Origin of the sequence: Tenacibaculum geojense (genome assembly GCF_042676005.1) — a bacterium.
In the GTDB taxonomy this organism is placed as follows: Bacteria; Bacteroidota; Bacteroidia; order Flavobacteriales; family Flavobacteriaceae; genus Polaribacter; species Polaribacter geojense.
Genome location: NZ_JBHTJR010000017.1, coordinates 1 through 12378 on the forward strand (window position 1 = coordinate 1; position 12378 = coordinate 12378).

At 30.5% G+C, this 12378-nt stretch carries 8 protein-coding genes; all 8 read left to right on the plus strand.

Annotated elements, in window-relative coordinates:
* On the plus strand, window positions 1-3494 hold a 3494-nt coding region (locus tag ACFQ1U_RS02270; protein WP_386104889.1), incomplete at its 5' end, for a T9SS type B sorting domain-containing protein.
* Window positions 3495-3539: 45 nt separating this feature from the next.
* Window positions 3540-4448 (plus strand): PorP/SprF family type IX secretion system membrane protein, encoded by a 909-nt coding sequence (locus ACFQ1U_RS02275; RefSeq protein WP_386104892.1) that lies wholly within the window; start codon window positions 3540-3542, stop codon window positions 4446-4448.
* A gap of 10 nt (window positions 4449-4458) precedes the next feature.
* Window positions 4459-6492, plus strand: a complete 2034-nt coding sequence (locus ACFQ1U_RS02280) for an OmpA family protein (RefSeq protein WP_386104894.1) — start codon at window positions 4459-4461, stop codon at window positions 6490-6492.
* A 375-nt stretch (window positions 6493-6867) separates the two neighbouring features.
* Window positions 6868-7281 (plus strand): response regulator, encoded by a 414-nt coding sequence (locus ACFQ1U_RS02285; protein ID WP_386104896.1) that lies wholly within the window; start codon window positions 6868-6870, stop codon window positions 7279-7281.
* A 10-nt stretch (window positions 7282-7291) separates the two neighbouring features.
* The gene (locus ACFQ1U_RS02290; RefSeq protein ID WP_386104898.1) at window positions 7292-7834 is read left to right on the plus strand and encodes a heme NO-binding domain-containing protein; all 543 of its coding nucleotides are present in this window, start codon (window positions 7292-7294) and stop codon (window positions 7832-7834) included.
* Entirely contained in the window at window positions 7831-10194 is a 2364-nt protein-coding gene (locus ACFQ1U_RS02295) for a PAS domain-containing sensor histidine kinase (RefSeq protein WP_386104899.1), read from the plus strand. The genes ACFQ1U_RS02290 and ACFQ1U_RS02295 overlap by 4 nt, the downstream gene beginning before the upstream one ends.
* Complete coding sequence (locus tag ACFQ1U_RS02300; RefSeq protein WP_386104901.1) at window positions 10191-11324, plus strand: FIST signal transduction protein; 1134 nt, start codon at window positions 10191-10193, stop codon at window positions 11322-11324. The genes ACFQ1U_RS02295 and ACFQ1U_RS02300 overlap by 4 nt, the downstream gene beginning before the upstream one ends.
* Entirely contained in the window at window positions 11324-12373 is a 1050-nt protein-coding gene (locus tag ACFQ1U_RS02305) for a sensor histidine kinase (protein WP_386104903.1), read from the plus strand. The genes ACFQ1U_RS02300 and ACFQ1U_RS02305 overlap by 1 nt, the downstream gene beginning before the upstream one ends.
* The last annotated feature ends 5 nt before the right edge of the window (window positions 12374-12378 follow it).

Sequence of the window (12378 nt, forward strand, 5' to 3'; positions counted from 1 at the left end):
GTTTATTAAAAGAAGTAAGTAATGCTACGCCTAATGTAGGGGATGTAGTTTTATTTAGTATTACAGTAAGTAATTCAGGTCCAAGTAATGCTACAGGAGTTTCGATATCAGATGTATTACCAGTAGGATATGGTTCTATAAGTAATATAGATAATGGAGGAGTACAGGCAGGAAACACTATTACATGGAGTGGTTTAAGTGTGGCATCTTCAGGAAGTTTAGTGGTTAGTTTTGAAGCTACGGTATTAGCCCCAACAGGTGTGGCAGATGAGTATGTAAATAGCGCATGGATAACTGGCAGTGATCAGTTTGATCCAGACAGTGATCCAAGTTCAGATGCTACGGTAGATGATAATGGAGATGGTATAGCAGATGATGATGAAGATACGGCTATGGTTGTACCACAATCGGCAGATTTATCAATTGTAAAAACGATCAATGACAGCACTCCTAATGTAGGTGATGTAGTTATGTTTACGTTAAGCATCACTAATTCAGGTCCAGATGTAGCTACAGGAGTTTCGGTATCGGATGTAGTTCCAAACGGATACACAGTAGGTGCTATCAACGATGGAGGAGTATTAGTAGGTAATACCATTAGCTGGAATGGATTAAGTATTGGAAGTACCAATGGAGTTGTAAGTGTTAGTTATGAAGCTACGGTTTTGGCACCTGGAGTTGGTGTAAGTTATACAAACAATGCATCAATTATAGGTAGTGATCAATTTGATCCAGATAGTGATCCAAGTTCAGATGCTACGGTAGATGATAATGGAGATGGTATTGCAGATGATGATGAGACTAGTATTACACCAATAGTAGAACAAGCAGATTTATCATTAACAAAAATAGTTGTTGATGGAGATACTACTCCGTTAATAGGTACAGAAATTACTTTTGAAATTAGAGTAACAAATAATGGACCAAGTAATGCTACTGGAGTATCAGTTATAGATTTATTACCATCAGGGTATGATTTTGTTTTATATAGTTCAACAGCTGGAACTTATGATGAAAATACAGGGTTATGGCAAGTTGGTAATATTTCATCAGGCGAATCTGAAACCTTATTGATAGATGTATTAGTTAACTCTACAGGTGATTATTTGAATATTGCTGAAGTAACTACTTCAGATGTATTTGATATAGATTCTACACCAAATAATGATGATGGAGATCAAAGTGAAGATGATGAGGATAGTGCTGTGGTAACACCAGTAGTTCCAATGGCAGATTTATCACTTGTTAAAACTGTAGTTGATGGAGATACTACTCCATTAATTGGATCAGAAATTACTTTTCAGATAACTGTAACTAATGATGGACCTCAAAATGCAACAGGAGTTTCGGTATTAGATTTATTACCAACAGGATATGATTTTGTATTGTATAGTTCCACAGAAGGTACTTATAATGAGAGTACTGGATTATGGAATATTGGAAATATAGCATCAGGAACATCGGAAACTTTATTAATTGATGTTTTAGTAAATGAAACAGGGGAATACAGAAATGTAGCTCAAGTAATAACTTCTGATATAGTTGATATAGATTCCACACCAAATAATGATGATGGAGATCAAAGTGAAGATGATGAAGACAGTGCTGTAACAAACCCAGTAATTCATGTGGCAGATTTATCTGTAACAAAAGAAGTGGTTGACGGAGATACTACACCTCTGGTTGGTCAAGAGATTACATTTGAAATCACTGTCAGAAATGATGGTCCTCAAGAAGCTACAGGTGTTGAAATTACAGATGTAATTCCTTCAGGTTATGATTATCAAACATTCAGTTCTTCAACAGGGACTTATGACGAATTAACAGGAATATGGGTGGTTGGTAATTTAGCAAATGGAGATGTTGAAACTTTGTTAATTGATGTAACGGTTAACCCTAATGGGAACTATTTAAATACCACAGAAATTACCGCGTCAAATGTTTTTGATATAGATTCAACGCCCAATAACGGAGATACATCTGAAGATGATTATGCAGAAGCTTTAACTACACCAGTACAGCTAATTGCAGATTTGTCCATAACAAAAACTACCGTAGGAAATATTACTAATGCACAACCAGGAGATCAAATCCGTTTTGAAATAGAAGTAACTAATAACGGACCTCAGGATGCTACAAATGTAGAGGTGTTAGATTTATTACCAACAGGTTTTTCTTATAACCAATTTAGTGCAACTTCAGGAGTTTATAACTCAGTAACAGGAGTTTGGTTCATAGGAACAGTTCCTGCAAACGGATCACAATCTATTTTTATTAATGTAACTGTTAATGAACCAACTAATGCAGTTGATGAATATGTAAATTTTGCAGAAATTATAGCGAGTGATCAAATAGATCCTGATAGTGATGTAAACTCTGATGCAACTGTAGATGATTTAAATGATGGTATAGCAGATGATGATGAAACAAGTTTTGAAGTCATAGTATTAATTGCTGACTTATCATTAACCAAATCAGTAAATAATGATATGCCAAATGTAGGAGAAGTGGTGACATTTACATTACAAATTGATAATGATGGGCCAAATCAAGCAACAGGTGTATCTGTACAAGATAATTTACCAATAGGGTTTAGTAATATTACTAATGTTAGTAATGGAGGAGTTGTTACAGGTAATACTATTGATTGGACAAATTTAATTATACCAACAACTGGATTAACAGTTACTTATGATGCAACAGTAAATATGCCAACTTTAGAGGCAGGAGAGTACCTAAATATTGCTCAAATTACAGCAAGTGATATGTATGATCCAAATAGTACACCAAATAATGATGACGGTGATCAAAGTGAAGATGATGAAGATAGTTATGAAATTGCTACACCAGTTGCAGATATTGCAGTTGTAAAAACAGTGAATGAAGCTGAACCTGCAATTTTAGACGAAGTTGTCTTTACAATTAATGTTACAAACACGGGGACTTTAGATGCTACAAATGTTGAAATAGAAGAAGCACTTCCTTCTGGATATCAATTTGTTTCTTATACAGCAACAAGTGGTATTTACGATGAAATATCGGGTGTATGGCAAATACCATCAGTAGGAACTGGAGAAACTCATACATTAGAAGTTTTAGTTCAGGTATTAGATGTAAATGATTATTTAAATACAGCATCATTATTAGCTTTAGATCAAATAGATATTAACTCAGATAATGATTCTAGCTCGGTAACTATAGATCCTATATGTTTAACAATTCATGAGAAATTCTCTCCTAACGGAAACGGAGATAATGAAGTGTTTTATATTGATTGTATTACAAATTATCCTAATAATAGATTAGAAATTTATAATAGGTGGGGTAATATAGTATATGAGAAAAAAGGATATGATAATACCTTTAATGGAATATCTAACGGAAGAGCTGTATTAAATAAAGATCAAGAGTTACCAACTGGTACATATTATTATATATTAGATTTAGGTGATGGATCTAAACCAAGAGTAGGTTGGGTATATTTAGCTAGATAAGATTTAAACATAATTCGCTTAAAAAATTAAAGAAAGAAGTTAAAAATGAACATAAAATTTAAAATAATATTCATCTTAATGTTAGTGTTGACGTTAACAAGTAGTAACGCACAGCAAGATCCGCAGTACACTAATTATATGTTTAATACCTTATCAGTTAATTCAGCTTATGCAGGTTCTAGAGGGCATTTATCTGTAATAGCTTTGCATAGAACTCAATGGGTTGGCGTTGATGGTGCACCGCAAACACAATCTTTAACAGTTGAATCACCGATAGGGAAAAATTTGGGCTTAGGTGTAGCATTTGTGCATGATAAATTAGGACCATCTCAGGAGTATTATCTAGATGCAAATCTTTCATATACCTTAAAGTTAAACGATAAAAGTTCTCTTTCTTTTGGAATGAAAGGTGGTGGACGATTGTTGAATGTAGATTTATCAGATGGTTTTCAAGGTAATTCTGATGTTCCTTCAATAAACAATAAATTCCTGCCAACTGTTGGGGCAGGAGTTTATTGGAGAAATGAAACTAGTTATTTAGGTTTATCAGTGCCAAATTTTTTAACTGATGAGCATTATGATAGAAATGCAGAAACAGTAGGAGTAGAAAGGTTACATTACTTTTTAATAGGAGGAAAGGTGTTTAACTTAAGTTCATCAGTAAAATTTAAACCAGCATTTTTAGCAAAGTTTGTATCGGGAGCACCTGTAATTTTTGATTTATCGGCAAACTTTATGTTTTATGATAACCTAAGATTAGGGTTAGCTTACAGGTGGGATGATTCTGTAAGTGGTTTATTTGGGTTGCAGGTGAGTCCGAAACTATTGTTAGGCTATGCTTATGATTTAACCACTACACGATTAGGAGAATTTAATTCAGGAACTCACGAGATTATGTTACGTTTTGAATTAAAAACTAAAGAAAAGCAATTAAAATCACCTAGATTCTTCTAAAAACATAGTTATGAAAAAAATAATTACACTTATACTAATATCTTTAGTTGTACAGATTTTATCAGCTCAAAATACGGAACTAAAAACTAAAAGTAATACTCCTAAAGCAGACAAGCTTTTTAAAAGAATGTGGTATGTTGAAGCATCAGAATATTACAAAAGAGCATTAAGCAAATATGAAGATGAAGTAATTGTAAATGATATTGATAATAGTGAGTATTTAAGATTATTGAAAAAAACTGGAGATTGTTTTTTCTTTAATACAGATATGGAAAATGCACACAACTATTATTCAGAATTAATTTCAAATTACTACAATAAAGTACCCGCAGAATATATTTTTAGATATGCACATAGCTTAGAAGGAATTGGTAAGTATGATGAAGCTAAACTTTGGATGAAAGAATTTGCAAAAAGAACAGTAGGAAAAGATGATAGATCTATGAACTTGAATCAAAAAGATGTATCAGTTGAAGATGTATTAAATATCAGTCCTCAGTTTGTATTGCATAATTTATCTGTTAATACAGAAAACTCAGATTTTGGTCCTATGTATTACAAAGAAAACTTAGTGTATTCATCCGCTATAAATCCGTCTAATTTTCATACCAGGGTTTATCATTGGAATGAACAGCCATTTTTAAACATGTTTGTAGGAAAACTAAACACCATAGAGTCTGATATAAAAAAGTTGGGAGAGTTTTCAAAAAGTATTAATACAAGGTATCACGAAGCAACTTTGACTTTTTCACCAGATTATAAACGTGTTTATTTTACTAGAAATAATTTTAACGGTGAGTTAAAAAGAGATGATAAAGGAACGAACCATTTAAAACTTTATAGTGCAGATTTAATTAAGAATGAAAAAAATGGAAAGGAAGAATGGACTAATATTCAAGAATTACCATTTAATAGTGATAATTATTCTGTAGGGCATCCAGCTTTGAGTAAAGACGGAAAGTTACTTTATTTTGTATCAGACATGCCTGGAAGCATTGGTGCTACAGATATTTTTGTTGTAGATGTAATACAACAGCAAAGTAATAATCACACCAATGTTAACTACTCTAAACCAAGAAATCTTGGAGAAACGGTTAATACATCTGGAAGAGAAATGTTTCCTTTTATTACCGATAAAGCATTGTATTTTTCGTCTGATGGTCATTTAGGCTTAGGTGGCCTTGATATTTTTCAAAGTAAAATAGATAATGCTGAGTTTAAGCAACCAGTAAATTTAGGGGCGCCGTTAAATAGTAAATTAGATGATTTTTCATTTATAATTAAAGAAGATAAAAACACTGGTTTTGTAGCTTCAAACAGAGAATTAGGAAAAGGGGATGATGATATTTATTCTTTTGTAAGAATTCCCTTAGATGAACCAGTTTGTGAGCAGCTTGTTAACGGATATGTTTCTAACACCAAAACAGGGGAAAGAATCTCTCAGGTAACGTTAGAGTTGTTAGATGCTTCGGGTAAAACATTAGAAACAACTATTACAGATATTAATGGTGTATATCAGTTTACTAAAGCAATAAATTGTAACACGATTTATAAAGTAAAAGCAGTTAAGACAGGTTACAATAGTAAAGAGAAAGACTTTAAAACAGCAAATTCTTCAGGGGAAACAATTGTGCCGCTTGGATTAGATACTTTAAATGAATTAATTGTTGAAGAAAATGGTCAATTAAAAATTAAAATAGGTATTATTTATTTCGATCTAAATAAATCATTTATAAGAAGCGATGCAGCTTTAGAACTGAATAAAATTGTAGTTTTGATGATGCAATACCCAGAAATGGTTATTAAAATAGAATCTCATACAGATTCAAGAAATACTGACGAGTATAATTTAAAATTATCAGACAGAAGAGCTAAGGCTACCAGAGATTACATTATAAGCCAAGACATAAAGGCTAATCGCATAGAGAGTGCAATTGGTTATGGAGAAACTCAATTAATTAATAAATGTAAAAATGATGTTCCTTGTACTAAAGAAGAGCATCAGTTAAATAGAAGATCTGAATTTATAATTATTAAAATGTAATTTTTAAAACTTTTAAACAAATCAAAAAACCATCTTTATTACAAAGATGGTTTTTTGTTTCACTAAATAACTTTTTTTATCAAACAAAAAAATACATATATAATTTATTTAATATTTTTTTGTTTATCAGTTGTTTTTAGTTTTAGACTAAATGGTTTAATTGTATAATTTTTATTTAATTAACTTATCTAACGTTGGAAGTAATATAAGTTCCGATGAATAGCATATTTTGCAGGAAAAAGAAATATAATTACCTTTCATCGAAATATTATGTTCGTTCACCGAAGAAAATCTATGTATGAACTAATACATTTTATACAATTAAACAATTTCCCTTAAAATTGCAATAAGGGGAGAATATAAAAATACACACACATGCAAAACTCATTATCAATTTTACTAATTGAAGATGATCAAATTGAAGTAATGAAATTCAATAGGATTTTATCAAAATTAGAAGAAAAACATTCAGTTGTTGAAGCCAACAATGGAGAAGAAGCTTTAGAAATATTAGCAAATAAAGATAAATTACCCCATATTATCTTGTTAGACTTAAACATGCCTAAAATTAATGGAATTGAGTTTCTTAAAATTTTAAAAAATGATGATGTTTTAAAGTATATCCCTACAGTAGTTTTAACCACATCTAACAACCACAAAGACATATTAGAGTGTTATAAAATTGGTATTGCAGGTTATATTGTAAAGCCATTAAAATATGAAGATTACAAGGAGAAAATTAAAAAAATGCTGTCATATTGGTCTCTTAATGAACTAATATCTGTATAATTTAAAATTAATGAAAGGAATCATTTTTACAGAGTTCTTAGAAATGGTAGAATCCAACTTTGGACTTGAAACAGTTGATCATATTATAGAAAAATCCGATTTAAAATCTGAAGGAGCATACACATCTGTAGGTACATATGATTTTGAAGAAATGGTGAGCTTATTAACTCATTTAAGTGAAAAAGTAAACATACCTGTTGATACGTTGGTTTATGAATATGGTAAATACTTTTTTACAGTGCTTACAAAAGCACACCCAGAAATATTTAAACAATATGATTCACCTTTAGAGTTATTAAACTCCGTAGAAAATCATATTCATGTACATGTGCGTAAAATTTATCCTAATGCAGAATTGCCTTCCTTTGATGTAGTTTCTGAAGATGATAATGGTATGGTAATGATTTACAGATCTGAAAGAGCATTATACAGATTAGCACACGGATTAATAGAAAAAACATTTGAACATTATAGAGGTAAAGCCAATATATCCTATAAAAAACTTAATGAAAACGGAACAGAGGTAAAATTTGTCATAGAAAAAGTGGTATGAGTCAAAAGCAAATAGATGTTCTTAAAAGAGCTCTAGAACGCGAACGTAAAGCCCGCAAACAAGCAGAAAAAATTTTAGAAGTAAAGTCACTAGAATTATTTTTTGTTTCAGAGCAATTAAAAGAAGCCAATGATGATTTAGAAGATTCCTTATATCAGAAACAATCTGAATTAAAAGGAGTTTTCGAAAATATAAATGATGCCTTCTTTTTAATGGATTTACAAGGAAACGTACTTAAAATGAATGACGTTGCTGTAGATTTAATAGGTTACGATTGTATGCAAGAACCTATTAATTTAAATGATATTGTTCATCCAGATGATAAAGAATATACCCTGGAGTCTTTTAAAAATTTATATAACTTGGGGTATATTAATAAATATACAGCTAGGTTATATACCAAAAATAATTTATTAAAAACTTTAGAGGTTAATGCAAGAGTGGTTTACGACAAAAATAATAAACCTATTGCAGCTCACGGCATAGCTCGAGATATAAGTAGTGATATAAAGCTTAAAGATTTTCTTGAACAAGAAAAAAATAGATTGAATATTGTTTTAGAAAACTCTCCCATTGGTATTGCACTAGCAAAAAAAGGTGATGTTGCTTTGGCATATATTAATAAAACTTTTGCCAATATGCTAGGGTATTCACTTAAAGAGGCTCAAAATATTCCTTTTTTAGAATTTACTCATCCGGAAGATAGGTTAATATCTAAATTAAATGTTGATAAACTAGACAGGGGAGAAATAGATATTTTTAATGTAGAAAAAAGATACATTAAAAAAAATGGTAGAATTTTATGGGGTAAAACTACTGTTACTGCTGTTAGAAACTCAAAAGGTACTTTAAAGTTTAGAGTTGTTACTGTTGAAGATATAAGTAAGGAAAGAAAAGCTAAAGATGATTTAATAGAATCTCAAAATAGATTAGCTTCTTTAATAGTCAATTTAGATAGTGGCGTTTTATTAGAAGATGAAAACAGAAATATTGTAATTACTAATCAAAAGTTTTGTGATTTATTTTCAATTCCTATACCTCCTGAAATATTAAAGGGTCAAGACTGCTCTCATTATGCAAAATTGTCTGAAGATTTATTTGAAGATCCAGAGTTTTTTTCAGAAAGAATTAGCAAAATAGTAATTGATAAAGAACCTGTAATTGGAGATGAACTTAAAATGAAAGATGGTAGAATTTTAGAGAGAGATTATATACCCATCATTCAATTTAAAGAGTACAAAGGACATTTATGGACTTACAGAGATGTAACACTAAATAGAAAATATAGAAAAAGCCTAGAAGCCTACAAACAGAAGTATAGTAATATTATTGCTAATATGGATTTAGGTTTAGTAGAATCTGATTTAAGTGGCAAAATATTGTTAGCTAATCAACGATTTGTTGAAATGAGCGGTTTTTCTGAGAGAGAGCTACTAGGAAAAGGAATAGAGCATATTATAAAAGACAGAGTAGAAAGAGAATATGTAAGAAGAAAGTATATCGATAGAATGAATGGAAAATCAGAATCATATGAGTTCAGATATATCGATAAAAATGATGAAACTAAATACTGGTTAGTAAGCGGAGCTCCAAATTATGATATACAAGGAAATGTTAAAGGTACTATAAGTATTGCGCTAGATATTACCCATATAAAAACATTAGAAATACAAAAAGAAAAATTACTTAGAAAGTTAAAACAGAGTAATGAAGAACTAGAAGAATATGCACATATTGTTTCACATGATTTAAAATCACCATTACGAAGTATTTCAGCACTCACAAGTTGGTTACGAGAAGATTATGAAGACAAGCTGGATGAAAATGGCGTGAATAATATTAATCTAATACAAGATACAGTTCAAAAAATGGAAAACTTAATTAATGATATTTTAAGTTATTCAAGTATTAGTGAAGAGCAATTTGTTATAGAAAGCGTAAATGTTAATGAAGTGATAGAAAGTATTAAAAAATTAATATTTATACCAGATCATGTAACACTAAAGGTAGATGATTCATTGCCAATAATAAAAGCAGATAGAACTAGAATTCAGCAATTATTTCAAAATTTATTAAGCAACGCTGTAAATTATATAGATAAAGAAAAAGGAATGGTATCTGTAAGTGCTATATCAGATAAAGAGTACCATACATTTATAGTTAAAGATAATGGTATTGGTATACCAGAGGAATATCACAAGAAAATATTTAATGTTTTTGAATCTTTTACTAAGCATAAAGATTCAACAGGAATTGGACTTTCTATAGTCAAAAAAATTGTAGACATGTACGACGGTAAAGTTTGGCTAGAAAGTGAAAAGGGAGTAGGAACTACCTTTTTCATTAAGCTTAAAAAATGAAAATTGTACAAGGAATAAAAAGTAAAGGAAATGATTGGCAGTTAACCAAATACATAAAATTAAAGTCGCCTTTAGTACTAGTTTTTGGTAATAGGTTGCTAATAGAAAATACGGTAATATATGATGAGTTAAGATCATTTTTTCCAGATGGTCAAATTGTATTTGGTTCATCATCAGGAGAAATTATAGAAAATACCGTAGAAGATAATTCTGTAGTATTTACAGCTATTGAATTAGAAAAAAGTTCTTTTAAAATTGAAACGGTAAATATTTTCAATCATAATAAAAACTGTATAGACGCAGGTTTAAAATTGGCTAAAAAGTTCAACAAAAGTAATCTTAAACATTTGTTTGTGATATCAGAAGGAAGTTTTGTTAATGGAAGTCGTTTAATAGCAGGTATTGAAACAGTTATAGGAAAAACCCCAATAGCCATGACAGGTGGTTTGTGTAGTGACGGAAATCGGTTTTTAAAAACAGTTACCTCATACAACGAAACACCCTTAGAAGGAGAAATAGTTGCCATTGGGTTTTATGGAAAAACTTTGGAGATAAGTTATGCTAACTATGGTGGTTGGCAACCTTTTGGCCCCGAAAGAATTGTAACGCACTCTAAAGGAAATATTTTATATGAAATAGATGATACTTCAGCACTAAGTATCTATAAAAAATATTTGGGTAAAAAAGCAAAGCAACTTCCCCAATCAGCGTTGTATTACCCATTAAAAGTAACAGAAACAGGATCTAAATGGTCAATTATACGGGCCATTATAAATATTGATGACAAGCAGGATTGTATGATTTTAGCTGGCGATGTGCCTCAAGGTTCTAAAGTACAGTTGTTATTATCATCAGCAGATGATATAGTTACAGGAGCAAATAAGGCAGCCCGTTTAGCGATGAGAGGTAGAATGCATAAACCAGAATTAGCCATTTTGGTTAGTAGCTTAGGAAGAAAGTTAGTGTTAGACCAACGCGTGGAAGAAGAAGTTGAAGAGGTTCAGTATATCATTGGTAATGAAACAACTATTTGTGGATTTTATTCATACGGAGAAATGGCTCCGTACACAATAGATAAGAGGTGTAAGCTTCATAACCAAACTATGACATTAACACTAATAAGTGAATAATGAACTCATTATTAATTAGACAAAAAAGAAAGTATTTAGATGAGAAAATTCAATCTGACGTAAGTTTAAACGAATTTATTAAAGCAGTTGCTAAATCTTATGAAAATTACGAAGAGCAAATAGAAATGATACGTTTGGCTATGAAAATAAGCTCTGATGAATTATTTGAAGCCAATGAAAAATTGAGAGATGAATCTGATAGACAGCGAAAGGTTATAGATAATCTACAATCAGCTATAAAAACATTAAAAAAATCTGGAATAAAACTCACAAAAAGAGATTCTGGAGCTGAAGTTGATTTAGAAAATTTAACGGAGTTGATTAATGTACAGGCAAAAGAAATAGTAACGTCTAATAACGAAAATGAAGAATTACTTAAAAATCTAGAAAAGCAAAATGAGGAGTTAAACCAATATGCACACATTGTATCTCATGATTTAAAATCACCATTAAGAAGTATTGATACTATTGCCAATTGGATGTTAGAAGACTGGAAAGAGGAAATGAGTAATGAATGTTATGAGCATATTAACATGATTTTAAATAATGTGCAAAAAATGGATTCATTAATTAATGGTATTTACAAGTATTCTACTATTAATAAAAAAGAGAGTCTTGTTTATGATGTTGATACACAGTTATTAGTAGATGAGTTAGTAAAAATAATTTATGTACCCAATAATATAACCATTACAATACCAAATGAATTACCAACTATAAAAGGAGATAAATATAGATTACAACAATTATTTCAAAACCTAATAACCAACGCTATTCACTTTAGTGATAAACCAAAGGGGATAATAGAAGTAGGCTTTGAAGATTTAGATACCAATTGGCAATTTTATATAAAAGACAATGGCATTGGAATACCTCAAAAGTACCATAAAAAAATATTTGGCGTATTTCAAAAGTTAGATGCCACTACCAATAGTACAGGTATTGGCTTATCAATAGTACATAAGATAATTGAATATTACGGAGGAGAAATAACATTACAATCTAAAGATAAAGAAGGAACAACCTTTTATTTTAAACTACCAAAATAAAAACT

Bases quoted from the DNA above. Each gene is read 5' to 3' on its own strand.
- ACFQ1U_RS02295 (WP_386104899.1), top strand. From the start codon at position 7,831: ATGAGTCAAAAGCAAATAGATGTTCTTAAAAGAGCTCTAGAACGCGAA.
- ACFQ1U_RS02280 (WP_386104894.1), top strand. From the start codon at position 4,459: ATGAAAAAAATAATTACACTTATACTAATATCTTTAGTTGTACAGATT.
- ACFQ1U_RS02285 (WP_386104896.1), top strand. From the start codon at position 6,868: ATGCAAAACTCATTATCAATTTTACTAATTGAAGATGATCAAATTGAA.
- ACFQ1U_RS02290 (WP_386104898.1), top strand. From the start codon at position 7,292: ATGAAAGGAATCATTTTTACAGAGTTCTTAGAAATGGTAGAATCCAAC.
- ACFQ1U_RS02305 (WP_386104903.1), top strand. From the start codon at position 11,324: ATGAACTCATTATTAATTAGACAAAAAAGAAAGTATTTAGATGAGAAA.
- ACFQ1U_RS02275 (WP_386104892.1), top strand. From the start codon at position 3,540: ATGAACATAAAATTTAAAATAATATTCATCTTAATGTTAGTGTTGACG.
- ACFQ1U_RS02300 (WP_386104901.1), top strand. From the start codon at position 10,191: ATGAAAATTGTACAAGGAATAAAAAGTAAAGGAAATGATTGGCAGTTA.